Origin of the sequence: Nocardia sp. NPDC023733 (assembly GCF_040639775.1) — a bacterium.
Lineage (GTDB): Bacteria > Actinomycetota > Actinomycetes > Mycobacteriales > Mycobacteriaceae > Nocardia > Nocardia rosealba.
The window spans coordinates 68,063-87,935 of sequence record NZ_JBFAAN010000009.1 but is presented as its reverse complement, the minus strand read 5'-3'; the positions used below and the strand labels follow the sequence as shown (position 1 = coordinate 87,935).

Below are 19,873 nucleotides of genomic sequence, written 5' to 3'. Positions count from 1 at the left end.
GACAAGGAGAGGACGTCATGGCCACCCAGACGCTGACCCAGCAGAACTTCGACGAAGTCGTCACCGGAAACGACGTGGTACTCGTCGATTTCTGGGCTTCCTGGTGCGGGCCCTGCAAGAGTTTCGCACCGACCTTCGAGGCGTCGTCGGAGAAGCACACCGACGTCGTCCACGGCAAGGTCGACACCGAGGCCGAGCAGGGGCTCGCCGCCGCCGCCAACATTCGGTCGATCCCGACCATCATGGCCTTCCGCGAGGGCGTGCTCGTGTTCGCCCAGCCCGGTGCGCTGCCCGCCGCCGCGCTCGAGGATCTGGTGACCCAGGTCAAGGGTTTGGACATGGACGAGGTGCGCAAGCAGATCGCCGAGCAGCAGAACTCGCCTGCCGAATAGGTCGCCTGCTCGACCGCTGAAACGTCAAGGGCCCGTTCACCTTTCATGAGGTGAACGGGCCCTGCGCGTCGATCTGTCAGTTGGCGAGCAAGTTGACGCCCGCGATCATGGCGCGCACGGTCGACTCGGCGCCGCCGGCGCCCATGGCGGCGGCCCATCCACGCTTGCCGTTGAACTCGCACTGCACGAAGGTGGCGATACCGGCCTCGGTGCGGCGCTGGTGGAAGCGGAGGATCTCGAGGGGGTATCCCTCGTCGTAGAGCGCCGAGGTCATCGCGGCGACCGGGTTACCGGCGGCGATGACGGTGCGCAGGTGGTTGCGGAGTTCCAGCGTGGCGGTGAAATCCGTTCCGGAACAAGTGAATTCGCCGAGGGTGACCGGTCCGGTGATCCGGATGTAGCGGTCGGCGAAGTCGGCGGGGTCGAGGTCACGGAGCTCGGCGCGCAGGGCCTTGGGCGCGGCGTCGAACATGGCATGGTCCAGTGTGAGCAGTGTCATTGCAGGTGAGGTCTTCCCGAAGATGTCTTCGTTGGCAGAGGGGACCAGCAGTACAAAAGAGAAATCAGCCCGCAGCGAGGGGGCCGGTCCGAATCAGACCCCGCTACGGCGGGTTACTACGAGAAGAATCTGCCGTGTGGCTGCCGGCGCGGTCTGCGCAGCAGCGACCGCGCGGTCGCGGTGAGCGACAAGCGGCGCGGCGAAGCGGTCGGCGGGATTCGGCACGACTACGACAATAGGGGCGTCGTCGCGAAATCGCAACCTTGTTTCCCGCTCGACGTGTCTACTCGTGAGTACCATCACTGCAGCTCAGGGACCACTCACCGAAGGCGGGGTACCGTGAGCGCATGGGTACGGTCTTCGCGATGACGATCCCCGGGCTGGCGATCGGGCTCATCCTGCTCACGCTCTTGGAAGTGGTTGTCAACCGGCTCACCGGCAGCCGGGTGCTGCCCTGGACCCGCAAGCGCCGTGGACCGGCCGTCGCCGCGACGGGCTTCGAGCATCTGGCTGCCATGTTCCAGGGGTCCAAGCATCACGAATTCGAACAGCGGCAGACCACGCTGATGCACCGGGAGAACCCGTCCGACGGTGCGCCGCCACGCGACGAAATAGATCTGGGCCGCAGGTCCGCGCGGTTGATCGCGCGCGAGCGCTGAGCACGGAAGCCGCTGTGCGGCAATAAGATGCCGTCAGGTCGCGGCGCGGGCAGACAGCGCAGTCACCGACGCCAGTGCGCGAGCCGAGCCGTCCACGTCCATCTGCATCCGCAGACCGTTCGGACGAACGCTCGTACGCAGGACGACCTTGTCTCGGGCCATCACCGGGCCGACATGTTCGATGATCGCCCGGTAGGGCAGTTCGTGGGTGTCCGGGTGGGCGGCGAGGGTTTCCTCGAGAGCTTCCCAGTACACGGCGTTGTTGACGTGGCCGAGGCGGTCGACATCGGTGACGCGCAGCGGGAACGGCACCGTCTCCACGTCGGGGTCGTCGAGTTCGGTGAGGGCGGCTTTCCAGCGCAACCGGTGCTCGGTGGTACTGGCCAGCATCGGCGCCATGAAGGTGTCGGTCATGCGGGCGGGTCGCCCGGCCACTGGGTCGATATGGATCAGGAACGCGGCCGCTTCGATGTGCCCACCGCGCTCGCCTTTCAGCTGGATCCGCATATCGCACCAGCGGTTCGACAGGGCGTCGGCCCAGCGGCGCAACTGCACCCGGTCGCCGAACACGATCGGCTCGTACACGTCGATGACGGTGCGCCGCACGATCCAGGCCTGGTGGATATCACCGTCTTCGACCGCGTCGAGATGATCGAACCCGATGTCTTGCAGGTACCGGGCGACCGCGTCGAGGCGCAGCCGGTCCTGGTCGTCGGTATCGCCCAGGCGGACCGGCCACGAGCGCGCGAAGGCCTGCGTGATGTCGAGGCAGTCGGGCAGCGGGGTGGGGATGACGTCGACGGGCATGAGCCGATGCTGTCACACATCGGGGTCGGTGGCCGGGGACGACTCGCGAGTCGCGGGTGCTCACAACTGTGCGGGCGGTCCCTGGTGCACCGGCACGACCAGGTCACGTCGTGCGGCCACGGCCGACGCGTCCACGGACCGGCCCGGCATGCTCGGCATGCTCGGCGTCGACCGCATGCCGGGCGCTCACTCTTCGGCGGCCGCCTTGATCCCGTCGACGTGGGCGGTCCACATCTGCCGGGAGTGCTCGGCGTCCGCCTCGGTGGCGTTGTTGTCCTGGCTCATCGACAGGTGTGTCGTCGTGTCGTCGCCGCTTAGCTCGTAGGTGAGCGTGTGGTAGTTCGTGGGAATGTCGGGCTGCCCGCTCAGGGGGCTGTAATGCGTCATCCGCAGCAACCGGCCGGGCTCTGCGGCGAGGATCTCACCGCGGTCCTCGTATGCCCTGCCCTGAAACTCCCCCGTCCAGGTGATCGAACTACCCGGCTGCCAATCGGTGCGCACCTCGGCACCGAACATGAACTTGCGGATCTGCGCTGGGTCGGTCAGCACCTCCCACACCCGCTGTGGAGAGGCGTCGACGTCGGTCCGCACGGTCGCGACGAATCCGGTCATGATGCTCAACTCCTTCGGTCGATCACCACCACCTTAGGACCGCGACCGGCGCGCCGTCTTGGACAAACGCGCCAGGTCGTGGACGGTGGACTCAGTGTGCGGCGGCGTCCCAGCTGCGCCCGGTGCCCACCGAGACGGTGAGCGGGACCGACAGCTCGATCGCGTTCGCCATCTGTTCGTGCGCGAGTGCTTCCAGCGCTTCGCGCTCGCCCTCGGCCACTTCGAAGACGAGTTCGTCGTGGATCTGCAGCAGCATGCGCGAGCGCAGGCCCGCCTCGCGGATCGCGGTGTGGACGTTGATCATGGCGACCTTGATGATGTCGGCGGCGGTGCCCTGGATCGGGGCGTTGAGCGCCATCCGCTCGGCGGCCTCGCGGCGCTGGCGGTTGCTCGAGTCCAGATCGGGCAGGTAGCGGCGACGACCGAACAGGGTCTGGGTGTAGCCGACCTTGCGGGCCGCCTCGACGACCTCCGACAGGTAGTCGCGGATGCCGCCGAAGCGGTCGAAGTAGACCTCCATCTGGTCCTTCGCCTCGGCGGTGCTGATCTTGAGCTGGGCGCTGAGGCCGTATGAGCTCAGACCGTAGGCGAGGCCGTAGGACATCGCCTTGATGCGGCGGCGCATCTCCGGCGTCACCTCCGACAGCGGGATGTCGAACGCCTTGGACGCGACGAAGGTGTGCAGGTCCTCCCCCGAATTGAACGCCTCGATCAGGCCCGCGTCGCCCGACAGGTGCGCCATGATGCGCATCTCGATCTGGCTGTAGTCGGCGGTCATCAGCTCCGAGTAGCCGGGGCCGACCACGAAGGTGTCGCGGATCATGCGGCCGGTATCGGTGCGGATCGGGATGTTCTGCAGGTTCGGCTCGGTCGAGGACAGGCGACCGGTGGCGGCGATGGTCTGGTTGAACGTGGTGTGCACGCGACCGTCGTCGGCGACCGACTTGAGCAGGCCGTCGACGGTCACCTTGAGCCGGGTCGCGTCGCGGTGGGCGAGCAGGTGTTCGAGGAAGGCGTGGCCGGTCTTCTCGAACAGCGATTCCAGCGCATCGGCGTCGGTGGTGTAACCGGTCTTGGTGCGCTTGGTCTTCGGCATGTCGAGTTCGTCGAACAGCACCACCTGCAGCTGCTTGGGCGAACCGAGGTTGATCTGCTTGCCGATCACGTCGTAGGCGGCGTTGGCGGCCTCGCTGACACGGTCGGCGAACTGCTGCTGCAGATTCTCGAGCTGGGTGACGTCGACGGCGATACCCGCCTGCTCCAGCTCACCGAGCACCCCGAGCAGCGGCAGCTCCATCTCCTCGAGCAGGGCGGTGGATTCGATCTTGGCCAGTTCCTCGTCCAAGGCGACGGCCAGGTCGGCGACCGCGCGGGCGCGCAGCATTTCCTCGCGGGCGATGCCCTCCGCGACGCTGTCCTCGTCGTCGAGCAGCGACAGCTGGGTCTGCTCGCCGGTCTCGGCGCGCAGTTCGCGCTTGAGATAGCGCAGCGACAGGTCGTCGAGGTTGAAGCTGCGCTGGCCCGGACGGACCAGGTAGGCGGCCAGCGCGGTATCGGTGGTGAGCCCGGCCAGGGTGAAACCGCGCCCGCGCAGGGCGTGGCCTGCCGACTTCGCCTCGTGCAGCGCCTTGGCGACCGCCGGGTCGGCGAGCCAGGCCGCCAGCGCGGTCTCGTCCTCGGGCGTGAGCACGGTCAGGTCGATGTAGCCGCCCTCGCCGTCGGCCGCGGCGATGGCGAGCGCCCGGGCTTCACCGTGCACCGGCGTACCCGTGCCGACGATCGAAAGCCCGTGGCGCGCACCTGCTTTCGCATGCTCTGCCAGCCAGTCCGCGACCGCGCCCTGGTCGAGTGCGCCGCCGCTGATCTCGAAACCCGACTCGGCTTCGGGCTCGGGCGAACCGAGGGTGTCGAACAGCCGATCGCGCAGCACCCGGAATTCCAGGTCGTCGAAGAGCTGATGGATCTTCTCCCGGTCCCAGGGCGCCTTGATGAGCTGATCGGGGGTGTAGGCCAGCGGTACCTCACGCACCATTTCGGTGAGCTGGCGGTTGAGGACCACACTCGACAGGTTCGCGCGCAGCGCGTCGCCTACCTTGCCCTTCACCTGGTCGACCCGCTCGACCAGCGTGGCGAGGTCGCCGTACTCGCGGATCCACTTCGCCGCCGTCTTCTCCCCCACCCCCGGAATGCCGGGCAGGTTGTCGCTCGGGTCGCCGCGCAGCGCCGCGTAGTCCGGGTACTGGGCGGGAGTGAGTCCGTATTTCGTCTCCACCTCGGCCGGGGTGAACCGCGTGAGATCCGAGACGCCCTTCTTCGGGTAGAGCACCGTGACATCGTCGTTGACCAGCTGGATCGCGTCCCGGTCACCGGTGACGATCAGCACCCGGTACCCCTGGGCCTGTGCCTGGGTGGTGAGCGTGGCGATCACATCGTCGGCCTCGTACCCGTCGATCGCCATCACCGGGATGCCCATGGCCCCCAGCACGTCTTTGGTGAGCTCGACCTGCCCGCGGAACTCGTCGGGCGTAGCGCTGCGATTCGCCTTGTACTCCGGGTACGCCTCGGTCCGGAACGTCTTGCGCGACACATCGAAGGCCGCCGCCACATGCGTCGGCTGTTCGTCGCGCAGCAGGTTGATGAGCATCGACGTGAACCCGTACACCGCGTTCGTCGTCTGCCCCGTGACGGTCTTGAAGTTCTCCGCCGGTAGCGCGAAAAACGCACGATAGGCAATGGAATGCCCATCGAGCAGCAGCAGCGTCGGCCGCTCGCCCTCCGCGGCAGTGGTCGTAGTCGATGCCTGAGCAGTCGTCGGTGAACTCACCCGCATGAGTGTAGGGACACCCACCGACACCGCGGCTATTGGTGCGCGGGCGTGCTCGGAAAAAAGGCCGGGCACGCTGTGGCAGCGTGCCCGGCCTCCTCAGTACCCGGTCAATCCACGCCCAAGTACGCGGACATCACCGCCGAGTCGGTGAGCAGATCGGCACCGGCACCGGTCTTGGTCACCTCACCGGTTTCCAGGATGTAGGCCCTGTCGCTGCGCGTCAGCGCCTGCTGGGCGTTCTGCTCGACCAGCAGCACGGTCGTGCCCTGCCGGTTGATCTCACTGATGATCCGGAAGATCTGCTGGATCACCATCGGCGCCAGACCCATCGACGGCTCGTCGAGCAGTAGCAACTTGGGCCGTGCCATCAGCGCGCGCCCGATGGCCAGCATCTGCTGCTCACCACCGGAGAGGGTGCCACCCACCTGCTTGCGGCGCTCGGCCAGCCGTGGGAACAACTCGAACACCCACTCGAGCGTCTTCTGATACTCCGCCTTGTCGTCGAAAGGCCTGCCGTAGCAACCCATATCGAGGTTCTCCAGCACCGTCATGCCGGGGAAGACCCCGCGGCCCTCGGGTGCCTGGATGAGACCCTCGACCACCCGGTCGTGGGCCTTCATCGTGGTGATGTCCTTGCCCTCGAACAGGATCCGCCCCGAGGTGAGCGGCAGCAGACCCGACAGCGCCCGCATGGTCGTGGTCTTGCCCGCGCCGTTGGCGCCGAGCAACGTGACCAGCTCGCCCGGCGCGACCGACAGCGAAATACCGTGCAGCGCTTCGATCCGGCCGTAGTGCACCACCATGTCGCGCACTTCGAGCAGCGGTGTCTGTGCGGCAGGCTCGGCGGGTTCGTCCTTCTCGAGCGCCGTGGTACTCGCCACGGTCGCCCCCGCCGTCGGGGTCGCGCCCTCCGCCGCGGCGGCATCGGCTCCCTCCCGCACCTCGGCCACCGTATCCGCGTCGGGCACACCGAGGTAGGCCGCGATCACCGCCGGATCCTCGCGCACCTGGGTCGGCAGCCCGTCGGCGATCTTGCGGCCGAACTCGAGCACCACGATGCGGTCGGTCACGCCCATCACCAGCCGCATGTCGTGCTCGATGAGCAGCACCGTGTACCCGTCGTCGCGGATCTTGCGGATCAGGTCCATCAGCGCCGACTTCTCGCTGGGGTTGAACCCGGCGGCCGGCTCGTCCAGGCACAGCAGTTTCGGCTCGGTGGCCAGCGCTCGCGCGATCTCGAGCCTGCGCTGGTCGCCGTAGGACAGGTTGCGCGCCTTCTCCACCGCGCGCGGTGCGATGCCGACGAATTCGAGCAGGGCCATGCCGCGCTCGATGGCGTCGCGTTCCTCGCGCCGGTGCTTGGCGGTGCGGAACACCGCGCCGGGCACCGAGGTGGTGTGGCGCGCGTCCGTGCCGACGACGACGTTCTCGAGTGCCGTCATCTCCCCGAACAGCCGCACGTTCTGGAAGGTGCGCGCGATCCCGAGCCGGGTGATCTCGTTGCGCTTGGTCTTGGCCAGCGGTTTGCCGTCGAAGTGCACGCTGCCCGCCGCCGGCTTGTACACACCGGTGATGGCGTTGAAGCAGGTGGTCTTGCCCGCGCCGTTGGGGCCGATGAGCCCGAGGATCTCGCCGCGGCGGATCTCGAAACTCACCCCGTCCAGAGCCGTCAGGCCACCGAACTTCACCGTCAGCCCGTCGGTGCGCAGCAGCGGCTCACCGACGGCGGTCTCGATCGCGCGGTGCGGTGCGACGGCGTCGGCCACGGCCTCGGCGTCGCCCAGTTCCGGCATCACCGCGGTCACGTCGACCTCGCCCGCGGGCTCGACCTCCGGTGCCGCTTTGTACCCGGCGGCCATGTCCTCGTTGTCGTACAGCGCGTCGCCCGCGCCCGGCCCGGTCATCGCCTTGCTCCGATCAGTTCGGCCGGCTTGCGCACGGCCTGGTACACCTGTCTGCCGTAGGTGAGCAGTTTCTGCCGCACCGGGAACAGGCCCTGCGGTCGCAGAATCATCATCACCACCAGCGCGATGCCGAAGTAGAGGTACTTCAGGTCACCGAGGGACTGCGCGCCGCCCTGGCGGTGCAGCAGCACACTGCCGAGCAACAGCAGCCCGAGGATCACCGCGACCACCGCGACGGTGGTCACCGCGCGCGTGGCCCACACCCCCAGCGTGTTGCCCCGCCACCGCCACAGCAGCCACAGCCCGACCAGGACCGCGACATCGACCGCGAGCAGCAGATAACCGGTCGATTCGTTCGACACCAGCTGCACCGATTGCAGCCGAACCGGCAGGTAGGCAATGAGGAAAGCGCCGACGATCACGCCGAGCTTGTTGCCCGATCCGCCGAGCACCACCGCGCACAGGAACAGCATCGACAAGATGATGTCGAACTGCTTGGGGTTGACGTAGGTGACCTGACCGGCGTACATCGCGCCCGACAGGCCGCCGACCGACGCACCGATCACGAACGCCCACAGCTTGAACTTGAACGTCGGCACGCCCATGATCTCGGCGGCGTCCTCGTCTTCGCGGATCGCGACCCAGGAGCGGCCGACCCGGCTGCGCTCGAGGTTGCCGATCACCAGCAGCACGACCACGACCAGTGCCAGGCCGAGCCAGAACCACCAGGCGCCGTTGCTCGCCCTGGTGAACGGATTCCAGCTGTCGGGGTCACCGAGGTTGCCCGGGGAGAAGAATCCGCCCGGTTTGGTCTCGGACTCGCCGACTTCCGGATAGGAGATCTTGGACAACCCGAGGCTGCCGTTGGTGAGATCGCCGAGGTTGTCGGCCATCAGGCGCACGATCTCACCGAAGCCGAGCGTCACGATGGCCAGGTAGTCACCGCGCAACCGCAGGGTCGGCGCGCCGAGGATCAGGCCGGCCACCGCGGTGAGCGCCACCGCCAGCGGCAGGCACGCCACCCAGGCCCAGCCGGGTTCGAGCCAACCACCATCGGTCTGGTTCCACGGACTGTTCGGGCTGGTCAGCAGGCCGACGGTGTAGGCGCCGACGGCGTAGAAGCCGACGTAACCGAGGTCGAGCAGACCGGCCTGGCCGACCACCACGTTCAGGCCGATCGCGATCAGCGCGTACATGGCGAACTGCGCCATCACACCCGCGAAACTCGCGCCCGGCGTGTCGAGCAACGGCGGGGGGAACAGCGGAAGCAGCGCGAGCACGGCGATCACCGGGATGCCGACCGCCCACTGGCCGGGCCGCGAGAGCCCGTCCCACCAGCTGCGGATCGCGTCGCCGATGCCACGCTTGTCCTGTTGCGCCACTGCGGTTTTCGTCGTGTCGGTCATGCGCGTGCCCTCCCCAGACTCTCGCCGAGGATGCCGGTGGGCCGGAACATCAGCACGGTCACCAGCAGCACGAACGCGACCACGTCACGCCATTCGGTGCCGAACAGGATCTGCCCGTACTGCTCGGCGACGCCGAGGATCAACCCGCCGAGCAGTGCGCCGCGCAGGTTGCCGATGCCACCGAGTACCGCGGCGCTGAAAGCCTTGATACCGAGAATGAATCCGCCGGAGAAGATGATGCCGGTGGGAATGTAGAGCGTGTACAGCATGGCGGCCGCGCCGGCCAGCAGACCGCCGATGAGGAAGGTCAGCATGATGACCCGCTCCCGCGAGACACCCATCAGGGTCGCGGTGTCGGGGTCCTGGGCGACCGCGCGGATGCCACGGCCGAACTTGGTCCGGTTGATGACGACCTCGGTGATGATCGCGAGCACGATCGCCGCCGCGAAGATCACCAGCGCCACGTTGGTCACCTGCGCGCCGAGGAAGGTGAACTGCACCTTCGGCTCGACCAGCCGGATGCCGGTCTGGGCGTTGGAACCGCCGAGACCCGGCTTGATCTTGGGCAGGATGTAGTGCACGAATTCCTGGATCACGAACGACATACCGATCGCGGTGATGAGGAAGGCGAGTGGTTTCGCGCCGCGCCTGCGCAGTGGCCGATAGGCGACGCGTTCCAGGCCGACGGCGGCGATGCCCGAGACCAGCATGCCGAACAGCATCGCCAGGCCGAGATAGGTGATCGTCAGGACGACACCCTGGGAATACACATTGCCGCTCGGGGCGAAGCCGAGCAGCTCCAACCCCACGTAGGTACCGAACATACCGAGCATGAAGATCTCGGAGTGGGCGAAGTTGATCAGTCGCAGCACGCCGTAGACCAGCGTATAGCCGACGGCGACCAGCGCGTAGATCGAGCCGTAGGTGAGACCGTCGACCGTCAGTTTCCAGAACTGGTCGATCACCCCGGACACATTGAAATCGATGGACCCCTCGGCCAGCAGGGTCACACCGAGCGATGCGGCTGATGTCATGGTTACTCTCGCGTCAGGCGAGCGGTGCGCGTGGCAACAGCTGCCACGCGCACCGCAACACGCTCAGATGGGACTACTTGACCTCGTACATCCAGATCTGGATGTTGGCCAATTCGCCGGTCTCGCCCCACTTGTACTCACGGGCCACACCGGTCCCGGTGTAGGTACGCACGTACTCGACCAGGTCGGCGCGGGTCACCTTGCCGGAGTCGATGCCCTTGAGCAGGATCGTGGCCAGGTCGTAGCCTTCGACGGAGTAGACGCCGGGTGCCTGTCCGTTGAACGCGGTGTACTCGGCGGCGAACTTCTCCGGCGCCGGGCTGCACGGGCACGACAGCAACGCGTCCTTGGACGACGAACCGGCCTGGCGCACGAACTCGGGATCGTTGCTGCCGTCGGCCGAGACGAAGGTCGCGGTCACGCCACCGGAACGCAGCTGCTGCACGAACGGCGCGGCCTCGGCGTAGTACCCGGCGTAGAAGATTGCGTCGGGCTTGGCCGCCGACAGCTTGGAGACCGTCGCCGAGAAGTCCTTGTCGCCTTCCTTGACGCTGGCCGCGCAGGAGGGATCGGCGGCGCCGCCGGCCGCGGTGAGGAAGGCCTGCGCGAGACCGGCACCGTAGTCGGTGTTGTCCTGCACGACGCAGATCTTCTTGAAGCCCTTCTCCTTGGTGAGGTAGTTCGCCACGGCCGGGCCCTGCGAGTTGTCGTTGCCCAGGCCGCGGAAGAAGGTCTTCCAGCCGTTCTGGGTCAGCGTCGGGTTGGTGGCCGAGGCCGTCAGCGTCGGCATGCCCGCCTCGCTGAGGATCTGGCCGGTCGCCTTGGTCTCACCGGAGAAGGTCGGGCCGATCAGGCCGACGATGCTGGGATCGGCGACAATGGTCGGGATCTTCTGGCTGGCGTTCTGCGGCTTGCCCTCGGTGTCGAATTCCTTGACCGAGACCTGGCAATCCGGGTTCGCCTTGTTGTGCTTGTCCAGGGCGAGTTTGACGCCCATGGTGATGTTGATGCCGAGCGCGGCGTTGCCACCGGTCAGCGGTCCGGCCATCGCGATGCTCGTCGGCGCGCACTTGGCCTTGCCGTCACCGGCCGGATCGGCGGCCGCGCCGGCGTCGGTCTGGGCGACGGCCTTGCCCTCGGTATCGAGCTGCACGACGGGCTGGATGGAGAGGTCGGTGTTGCCGCCACCGCCGCCGTCGGACGACTTGTCACTACATCCGGACAACACCAACGACGCGGCAGCTCCGATTACCAGAACTCCTCGCGTCGAACGACTGCGCCATGTCGAACTGAGCACGTCTCACCTCTATGTCCTGTGCACCCCGGGGTCACCGAGGGGGCCGACCCACGTTCGACCCGGTGAGAACATATCGCCGCTTTGTTAGATCCGCATCACATTCGCATCATGTCGGATGCTTCGTGTGCGGTCATAGTTCACGTTATTGTTTCGCTTACGTAAAGTTTTTCCGGTTTCCTGGGCGCGCACCGGAGCTTTACGGTTCGACGTCACTGCGGGGTGAGGTTCTCCAGCACGACTTCGGCCACCGCCTTCATGGTGGTGCGCCGATCCATCGCCGTGCGCTGAATCCATTTGAACGCCTGAGGTTCGGTCAAACCCTGGGTCTGCATGAGCACGCCCTTGGCACGCTCGACCAGTTTGCGGGTCTCGAGCCGATCGGACAGATTCGCGACTTCTGTTTCCAGCGCGGAGATTTCGTGAAAGCGGCTCGCCGCGAGTTCGATCGCGGGCACCAGATCCGACTTGGTGAACGGCTTGACCAGATACGCCATCGCGCCGGCGTCACGGGCCCGCTCGACCAGGTCGCGCTGACTGAACGCGGTCAGGATCACCACGGGCGCAACACGTTTCGTCGCGATCTCGGCGGCGGCATCGATGCCGTCGCGGCGCGGCATCTTCACGTCCATGATCACCAGATCGGGGCGCAGCTGCTCGGCCAGTTCGACGGCCTGCTGACCGTCGCCGGCCTCGCCGACGACGTCGTAGCCCTCTTCTTTGAGCATTTCCACGAGGTCCATGCGGATGAGGGCCTCGTCCTCGGCCACGACAACGCGCTTGGCCACCACGTCACCCGCGGCGCCAGCGCCTGCTGCATTCGTGCTCATAGGTTCGACCCCTCTGGATTCCGACTGCCGATGTCGAGAGTACCTATCGCGTCCACTTCCGAATGCGTGGAGCTGCCGGAACCGCGGGTGACACGTGTGCGAGGTCATCGCGTGCCCCGCGACAGATACTCCCCCGCGGAGCGCGGCCGATGCCGCGCTACCGCCGTTGGTGCCGAGTGTGGGACTCGAACCCACACGTCCTTTCGGACAACGGTTTTTGAGACCGTCGCGTCTGCCAGTTCCGCCAACCCGGCGCACCGCGGTCACTATAGCGTCCCGGCACGCCCGGAAGCGAACCGGGCCTTGCCCGCCGTCGGACCCCGGCCCGCCGAGCGGGTCGGCGGCATCGACCGGCCGATCGGAATTTATTTCCGAACCGAATTATCGTGGTCCGGAACCAGTGATGATCGACACATCCGGAACGAAGGTTTACCACTCCGATCACACGGGTATCACGGTCACACACAACGGATTTCGCGTCGCGATGAATGTACGGAATTCAACCGAAAGGTGAATAAATAGCAGCACGCCTGTGATGGTTACAATTCTGGCCTACTGCACGACAATGACCGGGATTACGGTATCGGTATGCACGTGCTGTTCGTCTGCAACTCCAATGTCTGCCGGTCGGTGATCGCCGAACGGCTCACCCGGGCATTCGCGGCGCACAACGGACTGCCAGGCCTCACCGCCGAAAGCGCGGGAACCCGTGCCCTCGTCGGCTTTCCGGCCGAACCGCTCGCGGCGGAGACGATCGCCGGGCTCGGTGGCGACACCACCGGATTCAAGGCCCGCAAACTCAAGCCCGAAATGGTCGATCGCGCCGATCTGGTGCTCACCATGACCGAGGCATTACGCGACCAGGTGGCCGAACTGGCCTTCGGCGCCGCACCGCGCACGTTCACCCTCATCGAGGCGCACCGCATCGCCAAGGTCACCGGCGCGAAATCCATTGCCGCACTGCATCGCGCCCGCAACGACCTCGCCTATGTGGGCCGGGAGAACATCGCCGACCCGATCGGACTGTCCGCCGAGGCATTCGTCGAGGTCGGTGACCGCATCGCCGAGGTGCTCTTCCCGTTGCTGAGCGCGCTCGCACCGCACGAGCAGACCAAACTCAGCGAGGACGAACGGCCGGGATTGGTGATCGAGCCCGGCGGTGCACGCCCGCTCGCGGCCTTCCTCGCCGCGCAACGCAGGAGATGAAGGTCTGTTCGCGAGAGCGGACACCGATTACACTTCGGCGCGGACGTGGAAGTTACCCATGCTGGTTCGACACACGACAGGACTCGGACATGCCGAAACGCATTTCGGATGTTTCTCTCCATGTGTACGTGACACCGGACGTCCTCGACCGCATCGTCGGCGACATCCGAGGCGTCCTCGCCGACCACATCCAGGACCGCGACGTATTCGCCTGGCGCTTCACCCTCCCGGTCGACGCCACCGACACCGTCCACCAGGACCTCGAAAACCAGTGGCGCGCAACCCATCCCGGCCACCAGCCGGAGACCGAGGCGACCTTCGAGATCGCGCTGAGCCTGGTCGGTGAACCCACCGACCTCAGCGACGACGACATCGCCGACCTCGAATCCGGGCTGGCGCTCGCCGTGTACGGCGCGGATCAGACGGTGCCGTTCACGCTGCGCGCTCATCAGCGCAGCGACGTCGAGTTCGAACCCGACGTCGAGCGCCTCTGAAATACCTGCCTCAGCGCGCCGGGAAGTGGCGGATGACGCCCTCTTGCACCGTGGTGGCGAGCAATTCGCCACTGCGCGAATAGAACCGGCCCGTCGCCAGCCCACGCGAACCCGCCGCCACCGGCGACTCGGTGGCGTACAGCGACCAGTCGTCGAACCGGAACGGGCGATGGAACCAGATCGAATGATTCACCGTCGCCGCGAGAATCCGGTCCAGCCCCCACGACAAACCGTGCGTGGTGATGATCGAATCGAGCACCGTGGTGTCCGACGAATAGCCGAGTGCCGCCACATGCAGCAGCGGATCGTCGGGCAGCGTGCCGTCGGTGCGCATCCACACCCGGTTGTGGTTGAGCTTGGCGCCGCTGCCCTTGAGGATCCATGCCGGATCGTTGGTGTAGCGCATATCGATCGGGTGCGGGGCGTTGATGAACATCTCGAGCTTGTCCTCGAACCCCGCGAAATGCTCCTCGATCCGGGGTAACGACTCCGGATCGGGCACCACGGGCGCGTCGTGGGCGTGCTCGAGGCCCTTGCCCCAGTCCTGGAACGCGGCGAGCATGACGAACAGCTCCTGGCCGTCCTGGCTCGCGGTCACCGTCCGGTTGGCCAGCGCGCGCCCGTCGCGATGCCGCTGCACGTGGTACTCGATCGGCTTCTTCACGTCGCCGCCGCGCACGAAATGCGCGTTGATCGCGTGCAGCGGGCGATCACCCGCGGTACGGCCCGCGGCGACGATCGCCTGGGAGACGAGCTGACCACCGAAGGTGCGGCTCCACACCTTCTCCGGGTGGTTGCCCAGGTAGACGTCCTCGCTGATCTGCTCCAGGTCGAGCAGATCGAGCAGCACCCGCAGGTCGGATGTCGGCTCGCCGGGCCCGATGTCGATCATCTCGTCTACCGAACTACTCACTGCTAATGGTCCTCTTCGCCGATGCGGTGCACGTGGATCAGGTTGGTGGAACCGACGGTACCCGGCGGGGAGCCGGCCACGATGACGACCAGGTCGCCCTTGCGGTATCGATCCAGCGACAACAACGCCTGATCCACCTGGTGGATCATCGCATCCGTGCTGTCGACCATGGGCACGATGAAAGTTTCGGTGCCCCAGGTGAGCGTGAGCTGGCTGCGCACCTCCGGCAGCGGGGTGAACGCGAGCAGCGGCAGCGGGGTATGCAGGCGGGCCAGGCGGCGCACGGTGTCACCGGACTGGGTGAACGCGACGAGGGCGCGGGCGTTGAGCCGCTCGCCGATGTCGCGCGCCGCGTAGGAGATCACGCCGCGCTTGGTGCGCGGCACGTGGGTCAGCGGTGGCACCCGCGACGTCTCGGACTCCACGGCGGTGACGATGCGGGCCATGGTGCGCACCGCGTCGATCGGCCAGGCACCGACCGAGGTCTCCCCCGACAGCATCACCGCGTCGGCACCGTCGAGCACCGCGTTCGCGACGTCGGAGGCCTCCGCGCGGGTGGGGCGGGAGTTCTCGATCATCGATTCGAGCATCTGGGTGGCGACGATGACCGGCTTGGCGTTCTCGCGCGCCATCTGGATCGCGCGCTTCTGCACCAGCGGCACCTGCTCGAGCGGCAACTCGACACCGAGATCGCCACGCGCGACCATCACCGCGTCGAACGCGAGCACGATGGCCTCGAGGTTCTCGATCGCCTCCGGCTTCTCCAGCTTGGCGATCACCGGCACCCGGCGCCCGACCCGGTCCATGATCTCGTGCACGAGTTCGATATCGGACGGCGAGCGCACGAACGACAGGGCGATGAAGTCCACGCCGAGCTTCAGCGCGAACTCGAGGTCCTCCACGTCCTTGCCCGACAGCGCGGGCACCGACACGTTCATGCCGGGCAGCGACAGGCCCTTGTTGTTGCTCACCGGGCCGCCCTCGGTGACCCGGCACACCACGTCGTTGCCCTCGACGGCCTCGACGGTGAGCCCGACCTTGCCGTCGTCGACGAGCAGGCGGTCACCGGCCTTGGCGTCCTTGGCGAGTTCCTTGTAAGTGGTCGACACCCGGTCGTGGGAGCCGTCGACGTCGTCGACGGTGATCCGCACCTGCTCACCGGTGGCCCAGTGGGTCTTGCCCTCGGTGAAGCGGCCGAGGCGGATCTTGGGGCCCTGCAGGTCGGCGAGGATGCCGACCGCGCGACCGGTCTCGTCGGAGGCCGCGCGGACCATCTTGTAGTTGTCGGCGTGGTCGGCGTGCTCGCCGTGGCTGAAGTTCAGCCGGGCTACATCCATGCCGCTTTCGACGAGCTCACGAATTCGGTCCTGGGAGGCAGTCGCCGGTCCTAGGGTGCACACAATCTTCGTCCGTCGCATCACAGTGCCCAGCCTAGTACTCGGGGAGCGCCGAGTCTTTTCGCCTGCCGTGTCACACCCCGAGTTCCCTTCGTGTTCACCGAAAGAGCTCGCTACCGAACGGCAACGTGGCGCGAGAGCCGGGTCTCGAGGCGGGTTTGGGCGAAGCCGAGGACCAGGCAGATGGCCCAGTAGTAGAGGGCCGCGACGCCGTAGAGGGCGAAGAAGTCGAAGGTGGGGGCAGCGGCGAGCTGGGCGGTGCGCAGCAGTTCGGTGACCAGGATGGTCGAAGCCAGTGAGGTGTCCTTCACCAAAGAGATCAGGGTGTTGGACAGCGGGGGAACCGCGATCCGGGCGGCCTGCGGAAACACGACGTACCACAGGGTTTGCACGTACGTCATGCCGAGTGATTCGGACGCCTCCCACTGACCGTGGGCCACACTCATGATCGAGGAGCGAACCACCTCGGCGGCATAACCGCCCACATTGAGACTGAACGCGATCACCGCCGCCGGGAACGGATCGATCACGACCCCGAACTGCGGCAGCGCGTAGAACACGATGAACAGCTGAACCAGCAGCGGGGTGCCGCGAATGATCGAGATGTAGAAGCGGGCGGGCCACGACAGCACCCGCCGCGCCGACATCCTGGCCAGCGCGACACCCACCGCGATGGCCAGGCCGATGACGAAGCTGATCGCGGTGAGTGGCAACGTCATCGTGACCGTCGCCTCGAGCATCGGCCACAGGTTGCGCCGGATCAGCTCCCAGGTCGCCTGATCCATCCGCTACTTGCTGACGTCGGTGCCGAAGTACTTCTCCGACAGGCGGGCCAGGGTGCCGTCGGCGGCCAGCTCGGCGAGCGCCCGGTCGACATCGGCGACCAGCGCTGCGTCGTCCTTGCGGCCGGCGAAGGCCTGCTTGCTGACCTCGCCGGTCTTGGCGGCGATCTTGATACCGGTGTCAGCGGTTTTCTTGGTGTACTCGCCCACCGCGAGAGTGTCGTTCACGGTGGCGTCGACGCGACCCGCCTTCAGCAGCTGCACCGCCTGCACGAAGCCCTCGACCGCCTCGACCTTCGCACCCGCGTCCTTGGCGACCTGGCTCCAGTTGCTGGTGGCCGACTGCGCGGTGGTCTTGCCCGCGAGCGAGGCCAGGCCGGTGATGTCGGTGTTGTCGGCGCGGGTGACGATCACACCCTCGGAAGTGGTGTAGGGCTGCGACAGCGAGTACTTCGCGGTGCGCTCGGGGTTGATCGTCACCTGGTTGGCGACCAGGTCGAAGCGCTTGGATTCCAGTCCGGCGAAGATCGAGTCCCACGGTGTCTGCACGAATTCGACCCGCTTGCCGAGCTTCTCGCCGACCGCGCGGGCGACCTCGACGTCGTATCCGGTGAGCTCGCCGTTCTCCTGGTAGCTGAACGGCGCGTAGGTGCCCTCGGTGCCCACCTTCAGCACATTCGGGTCGGACGCGGACGAGCAGGCCGACAGACCCGTCGCCGCGACGACGGCGAGTACGACGGCGGCAAGAACTTTGCGCACGGACATCCCTTTCTCCGCTGCGCGCATAGGGCACGCGCAGGCCAAGCGACGCTACGGCGCCGCGCACGACCGACACAGAGTATCGCTCATCGTGATCGGAATGGGGGCGGGGAAACACGACGGGTGCCCTGCCGAGGCAGGACACCCGTCGGCGACGCGTGTCGGTTCAGTCGCGCAGCGGGCGGCCCTGCGCGTCGGGCACCTTGCCGGTGAGCATCATGATGCCGTCGATCAGCGGCCAGATGGCGCCGAGACCGCAGGTCAGCCAGACCACGGCGATCTGGGCGATGCCGAGACCGGTGTAGCCGAGGTAGAAGCGGCCGACACCGAAGCTGCCGAGGAAGATCTCGAGCAGACCGGCCATCAGCTTCTGCTTGTCCGAGAACGGAACCCCGTACATGTCCCGGCCGTAAGGGGCCTCCGGGTCGGCCGGGTTGTACCCCTGCGGCATGCCGTACGGCTGCGGCTGACCGTAGCCCGGCTGCGGCTGGGCGTACGGGTCGGCGGGCTGACCGTACTGCGGCTGCGGCGCGCCGTACTGCGGCTGACCGTAACCGGGCTGCTGGGCGTACGGGTCCGACGGCTGCTGGCCGTAGGCCGGCTGACCGTACTGCTGGTGCGCGCCCGAATCGGGCTGCTTGCTCAGATCAGGGCCGTATTGCGGATTGGGGTTGTAGGGGTCGGTCACTCATGTCCTCCATCATTCGTGCGGGTACCCGTCGTGGCCCCCGGCCATGTGGTGATCGGCCGAACGGCGGTGCGCCCGCGACGATCACGGTCATTGTGGCCGGTACCACCGGCCGTTGTCTTCTCGGGTGCCTCGTCGTCACGAGCACGCAGCACTCACGGGAATATCGCGACGGGTGCTCGTCGTGTTGACGAACACCCGTCGATCAGTTCGGTTTCTCGAGGGATCAGGCCTTCTTCGCGTCCGATTTCGTCGGCTCGCCTGCCTTGTCGGCCTCTTCCTCGGTAGCAGCCGTGTCCTCGGCCGGTTCGTTAGTGGCTACGGCCGAATCATTGTTTCCCACTGCGGAATCCGCCTTCTTCGCGAGGTCGACCTGTCCGCCGTCGGCGTTCTCGGCGGCGCCGAGCGCGCGCAGTTTCGACAGCTGCCACGGCCACGGGCGCGGCGCCGCTCCCGGCTGCAGCAAGGCCGGGTCCTCGCGGCCCTTGGTGGCCAGCGCGAAGTAGGCCATGGCGCCGAGGAATACGAGCGCGGAGGTGAACGAGTTGATCCGGATGCCGAGGATGTGTGTCGCTTCGTCGCTACGCATCAGCTCGACGAAGAACCGGCCGAAGCTGTATCCGGCGACGTAGAGCGCGAACAGGCGGCCGTGCCCGATTCGATAACGCTTGTCGATCTGTACGAGCAGCACGACGACGAGGACGTTCCAGATCATCTCGTAGAGGAACGTCGGGTGGACCACCTCGAGCACCTGCCCGGTGGACACCCCGTTCATCATGTCGCGCGCGCCGGTCTCGGTGTCGTAGCGCGCGAAGATCTCGAGACCCCACGGCACCTCGGTCGTGCGTCCGTAGAGTTCCTGGTTGAAGTAGTTGCCGAGCCGGCCGATCGCCTGGGCGAGCAGCACCGCGGGGGCGATGGCGTCGCCGAGCGCGGGCAGCGGGATCTTGTAGATCCGGCAGGCGATCCAGGCCCCGATGCCGCCGAAGAACACAGCACCCCAGATACCGAGCCCGCCCTGCCAGATGTAGAGCGCCTCGACAGGGTTCTTGTCCGGCCCGAAGTATTTGTGCCAGTCCGTGACCACGTGATAGATCCGGCCACCGACCAGACCGAACGGCACCGCGAACATGGCCACGTCGAGCACCGCCCCGGCCTGCCCACCACGCTGCTGCCACCGGCGCTCACCCCACCAGATGGCGACGACGATGCCGAGGATGATGCACAGCGCGTACGCCCGCAACGGAAAGGGTCCGAGCTGCCAGACACCCTGTGGCGGACTCGGGATATAGGCCAGGACTGAGTTCACGGCCACCACGTTAGTGGAGAGGCCGGAATCGGGTCAGCCCGTCCCCTGACGAGCGACCCGT

19 protein-coding genes, 1 tRNA gene and 1 pseudogene are annotated in these 19,873 nt (G+C 66.8%); 4 read left to right on the top strand and 17 right to left on the bottom strand.

Going from position 1 to position 19,873, the window contains the following annotated elements:
• Positions 1–17: 17 nt before the first annotated feature.
• Entirely contained in the window at positions 18–392 is a 375-nt protein-coding gene (gene trxA, locus AB0F86_RS26505; RefSeq protein ID WP_181697676.1) for a thioredoxin, read from the top strand.
• Positions 393–468: 76 nt separating this feature from the next.
• Here trxA and AB0F86_RS26500 read toward each other — a convergent pair whose 3' ends face one another.
• Positions 469–891 carry a 2-keto-3-deoxygluconate kinase gene (locus AB0F86_RS26500; protein WP_356987459.1) on the bottom strand — a complete coding sequence of 141 codons (423 nt, stop codon included), beginning with the start codon at positions 889–891 and terminating at the stop codon, positions 469–471.
• A 347-nt stretch (positions 892–1,238) separates the two neighbouring features.
• Here AB0F86_RS26500 and AB0F86_RS26495 point away from each other — a divergent pair, with 347 nt between their 5' ends.
• A complete protein-coding gene (locus AB0F86_RS26495; protein ID WP_181697674.1) occupies positions 1,239–1,550 on the top strand; it encodes a DUF6191 domain-containing protein in 312 nt (103 codons plus the stop codon).
• A 33-nt stretch (positions 1,551–1,583) separates the two neighbouring features.
• Here AB0F86_RS26495 and AB0F86_RS26490 read toward each other — a convergent pair whose 3' ends face one another.
• The 10 genes and pseudogenes from AB0F86_RS26490 to AB0F86_RS26445 form a co-directional block, all read right to left on the bottom strand.
• Complete coding sequence (locus tag AB0F86_RS26490) at positions 1,584–2,357, bottom strand: acyl-ACP thioesterase domain-containing protein (protein WP_356987461.1); 774 nt, start codon at positions 2,355–2,357, stop codon at positions 1,584–1,586.
• A gap of 186 nt (positions 2,358–2,543) precedes the next feature.
• Positions 2,544–2,969, bottom strand: coding sequence for an SRPBCC domain-containing protein (locus AB0F86_RS26485; RefSeq protein ID WP_181697672.1), 426 nt, complete (start codon positions 2,967–2,969; stop codon positions 2,544–2,546).
• Positions 2,970–3,060: 91 nt separating this feature from the next.
• Complete coding sequence (polA, locus tag AB0F86_RS26480) at positions 3,061–5,799, bottom strand: DNA polymerase I (RefSeq protein WP_181697784.1); 2,739 nt, start codon at positions 5,797–5,799, stop codon at positions 3,061–3,063.
• Between the two features lie 104 nt (positions 5,800–5,903).
• Positions 5,904–6,599 carry an ABC transporter ATP-binding protein gene (locus AB0F86_RS26475; RefSeq protein WP_225282571.1) on the bottom strand — a complete coding sequence of 232 codons (696 nt, stop codon included), beginning with the start codon at positions 6,597–6,599 and terminating at the stop codon, positions 5,904–5,906.
• A 147-nt stretch (positions 6,600–6,746) separates the two neighbouring features.
• Positions 6,747–7,655 (bottom strand): annotated as a pseudogene (locus AB0F86_RS26470) (ABC transporter ATP-binding protein); the annotation flags it as partial.
• Positions 7,656–7,696: 41 nt separating this feature from the next.
• Positions 7,697–9,106 carry a branched-chain amino acid ABC transporter permease gene (locus AB0F86_RS26465; RefSeq protein WP_356987463.1) on the bottom strand — a complete coding sequence of 470 codons (1,410 nt, stop codon included), beginning with the start codon at positions 9,104–9,106 and terminating at the stop codon, positions 7,697–7,699.
• The gene (locus tag AB0F86_RS26460; RefSeq protein ID WP_067498077.1) at positions 9,103–10,140 is read right to left on the bottom strand and encodes a branched-chain amino acid ABC transporter permease; all 1,038 of its coding nucleotides are present in this window, start codon (positions 10,138–10,140) and stop codon (positions 9,103–9,105) included. The genes AB0F86_RS26465 and AB0F86_RS26460 overlap by 4 nt, the downstream gene beginning before the upstream one ends.
• A gap of 73 nt (positions 10,141–10,213) precedes the next feature.
• Complete coding sequence (locus tag AB0F86_RS26455) at positions 10,214–11,371, bottom strand: branched-chain amino acid ABC transporter substrate-binding protein (protein ID WP_225282507.1); 1,158 nt, start codon at positions 11,369–11,371, stop codon at positions 10,214–10,216.
• A gap of 275 nt (positions 11,372–11,646) precedes the next feature.
• The gene (locus AB0F86_RS26450) at positions 11,647–12,264 is read right to left on the bottom strand and encodes an ANTAR domain-containing response regulator (protein WP_067498083.1); all 618 of its coding nucleotides are present in this window, start codon (positions 12,262–12,264) and stop codon (positions 11,647–11,649) included.
• Between the two features lie 167 nt (positions 12,265–12,431).
• Positions 12,432–12,518: transfer RNA gene (locus tag AB0F86_RS26445), tRNA-Leu, on the bottom strand.
• A 334-nt stretch (positions 12,519–12,852) separates the two neighbouring features.
• On the opposite strand from AB0F86_RS26445, the gene AB0F86_RS26440 reads away from it, so the two are divergent.
• Positions 12,853–13,470: a protein tyrosine phosphatase gene (locus AB0F86_RS26440; RefSeq protein ID WP_067498086.1), complete on the top strand. Its 618-nt coding sequence runs from the start codon at positions 12,853–12,855 to the stop codon at positions 13,468–13,470.
• Between the two features lie 89 nt (positions 13,471–13,559).
• Positions 13,560–13,964: a hypothetical protein gene (locus tag AB0F86_RS26435; protein WP_356987299.1), complete on the top strand. Its 405-nt coding sequence runs from the start codon at positions 13,560–13,562 to the stop codon at positions 13,962–13,964.
• 10 nt (positions 13,965–13,974) lie between these two features.
• Here the strand turns inward: AB0F86_RS26435 and AB0F86_RS26430 are convergent, their stop codons facing one another.
• The 6 genes from AB0F86_RS26430 to lgt form a co-directional block, all read right to left on the bottom strand.
• On the bottom strand, positions 13,975–14,856 hold the full coding sequence (locus AB0F86_RS26430; protein ID WP_356987305.1) for an acyl-CoA thioesterase II: 882 nt from the start codon (positions 14,854–14,856) through the stop codon (positions 13,975–13,977).
• A 23-nt stretch (positions 14,857–14,879) separates the two neighbouring features.
• The gene (gene pyk, locus AB0F86_RS26425; protein WP_225282504.1) at positions 14,880–16,298 is read right to left on the bottom strand and encodes a pyruvate kinase; all 1,419 of its coding nucleotides are present in this window, start codon (positions 16,296–16,298) and stop codon (positions 14,880–14,882) included.
• Between the two features lie 89 nt (positions 16,299–16,387).
• Entirely contained in the window at positions 16,388–17,059 is a 672-nt protein-coding gene (locus AB0F86_RS26420; RefSeq protein ID WP_067644687.1) for an amino acid ABC transporter permease, read from the bottom strand.
• A 3-nt stretch (positions 17,060–17,062) separates the two neighbouring features.
• Positions 17,063–17,821 (bottom strand): amino acid ABC transporter substrate-binding protein, encoded by a 759-nt coding sequence (locus tag AB0F86_RS26415; protein ID WP_220139262.1) that lies wholly within the window; start codon positions 17,819–17,821, stop codon positions 17,063–17,065.
• Positions 17,822–17,981: 160 nt separating this feature from the next.
• Positions 17,982–18,503 carry a TM2 domain-containing protein gene (locus tag AB0F86_RS26410; protein WP_181697666.1) on the bottom strand — a complete coding sequence of 174 codons (522 nt, stop codon included), beginning with the start codon at positions 18,501–18,503 and terminating at the stop codon, positions 17,982–17,984.
• 226 nt (positions 18,504–18,729) lie between these two features.
• Positions 18,730–19,821, bottom strand: coding sequence for a prolipoprotein diacylglyceryl transferase (gene lgt, locus AB0F86_RS26405; protein WP_356987296.1), 1,092 nt, complete (start codon positions 19,819–19,821; stop codon positions 18,730–18,732).
• Between the last annotated feature and the right edge of the window lie 52 nt (positions 19,822–19,873).

Excerpts from the sequence above, each read along its gene's own strand:
- AB0F86_RS26450 (WP_067498083.1), bottom strand. The coding sequence starts at position 12,264 with ATGAGCACGAATGCAGCAGGCGCTGGCGCCGCGGGTGACGTGGTGGCC.
- AB0F86_RS26415 (WP_220139262.1), bottom strand. The coding sequence starts at position 17,821 with ATGTCCGTGCGCAAAGTTCTTGCCGCCGTCGTACTCGCCGTCGTCGCG.
- AB0F86_RS26485 (WP_181697672.1), bottom strand. The coding sequence starts at position 2,969 with ATGACCGGATTCGTCGCGACCGTGCGGACCGACGTCGACGCCTCTCCA.
- AB0F86_RS26500 (WP_356987459.1), bottom strand. The coding sequence starts at position 891 with ATGACACTGCTCACACTGGACCATGCCATGTTCGACGCCGCGCCCAAG.
- AB0F86_RS26465 (WP_356987463.1), bottom strand. The coding sequence starts at position 9,106 with ATGACCGACACGACGAAAACCGCAGTGGCGCAACAGGACAAGCGTGGC.
- AB0F86_RS26430 (WP_356987305.1), bottom strand. The coding sequence starts at position 14,856 with ATGATCGACATCGGGCCCGGCGAGCCGACATCCGACCTGCGGGTGCTG.
- AB0F86_RS26435 (WP_356987299.1), top strand. The coding sequence starts at position 13,560 with ATGCCGAAACGCATTTCGGATGTTTCTCTCCATGTGTACGTGACACCG.
- AB0F86_RS26440 (WP_067498086.1), top strand. The coding sequence starts at position 12,853 with ATGCACGTGCTGTTCGTCTGCAACTCCAATGTCTGCCGGTCGGTGATC.
- AB0F86_RS26475 (WP_225282571.1), bottom strand. The coding sequence starts at position 6,599 with ATGGTGGTGCACTACGGCCGGATCGAAGCGCTGCACGGTATTTCGCTG.
- polA (WP_181697784.1), bottom strand. The coding sequence starts at position 5,799 with ATGCGGGTGAGTTCACCGACGACTGCTCAGGCATCGACTACGACCACT.
- AB0F86_RS26460 (WP_067498077.1), bottom strand. The coding sequence starts at position 10,140 with ATGACATCAGCCGCATCGCTCGGTGTGACCCTGCTGGCCGAGGGGTCC.
- AB0F86_RS26420 (WP_067644687.1), bottom strand. The coding sequence starts at position 17,059 with ATGGATCAGGCGACCTGGGAGCTGATCCGGCGCAACCTGTGGCCGATG.
- AB0F86_RS26495 (WP_181697674.1), top strand. The coding sequence starts at position 1,239 with ATGGGTACGGTCTTCGCGATGACGATCCCCGGGCTGGCGATCGGGCTC.
- AB0F86_RS26490 (WP_356987461.1), bottom strand. The coding sequence starts at position 2,357 with ATGCCCGTCGACGTCATCCCCACCCCGCTGCCCGACTGCCTCGACATC.
- trxA (WP_181697676.1), top strand. The coding sequence starts at position 18 with ATGGCCACCCAGACGCTGACCCAGCAGAACTTCGACGAAGTCGTCACC.